Here is a 1,134-nt window from a genome sequence, read left to right on the forward strand (position 1 = left end):
TAGGTWCAATTAAGTTACCACACAAAATTCGTAAGGAGGCAATAGACCATGTCTGGTAATATTATACAACTTAATGAGGATCTTATAAAGAATAATTTAAAGGATCTTGTACGCAACAGTGTAGAGGAAACACTGAACGCCCTGCTCGACCACGAGGCGGATGAACTCGTCCGCGCTGGCAAGTATGAGCGAACGGGAGACCGTAAGGGCTACCGTTCCGGTCATTACGAGCGGAATTTTGGCACGACTTCCGGCGAAGTCAGATTACGCGTGCCGAAGCTCAAGGGCATCCAGTTTGAGACGGCCATCATCGAGCGCTATAAACGCCGTGAATGCTCTGTCGAGGAAGCCCTTATTGAGATGTACCTGGCCGGCGTATCCGTGCGCCGTGTCGAAGATATCACCGAATTGCTTTGGGGCACAAAGATCTCCTCTGGCACCATCAGCCATCTCAACCAGAAGGCATACAAGCACATCGAGGAATGGCGTCAGCGTCCTTTAACGGGGGAATATCCGTATGTTTACGTCGACGGCATTTACCTCAAGCGCTGCTGGGGTGGCGAGATTCAAAATGTCTCCGTTTTAGTCGCTATTGGCGTCAATAAAGACGGGTTCCGTGAGATTCTCGGAGCAGCAGAAGGCATGAAAGAAGACAGGGAAAGCTGGTTGAACTTCTTCACCTGGCTCAAAGGCCGTGGCCTTGCAGGCGTGCGTCTCATTATCGGCGATAAATGCCTTGGCATGCTGGAAAGCATCCCTGTAGTCTTCCTGAAGCCAAATACCAACGCTGCACGGTCCATTTTTACCGGAACGTCTTCACAGTGACGCCAAAGACTAAGATGAAGCAGGTTACCTTAATGCTCAAGGCAATCCACGCGCAGGAGAGCAAGGAAGCTGCACAGAAAAAGGCGGTCTCCATTGCCGCCAAGCTCCGTGAAATGAAGCTTTTATCCGCAGCCAAGAAAGTCGAGGACAGCGTGGGCGAAACCTTGACCTATATGGATTTTCCAACAGAACACTGGAGCCGGATCCGCACGAATAACCTAACAGAACGGGTGAATCGCGAGATACGCCGCCGTACACGGGCCATTGGTGCCTTTCCTGACGGCAACAGTGCTTTGATGCTCGTCTGTG

The 1,134-nt window shown here is 51.2% G+C and carries 1 pseudogene; it reads left to right on the top strand.

The features are described from left to right. Positions 1-48: 48 nt before the first annotated feature. Positions 49-1,134: pseudogene (locus tag NM10_RS12890) on the top strand (IS256 family transposase); the annotation flags it as partial.

This window comes from Megasphaera sp. NM10, from assembly GCF_000417505.1.
Lineage (GTDB): Bacteria > Bacillota > Negativicutes > Veillonellales > Megasphaeraceae > Megasphaera > Megasphaera intestinihominis.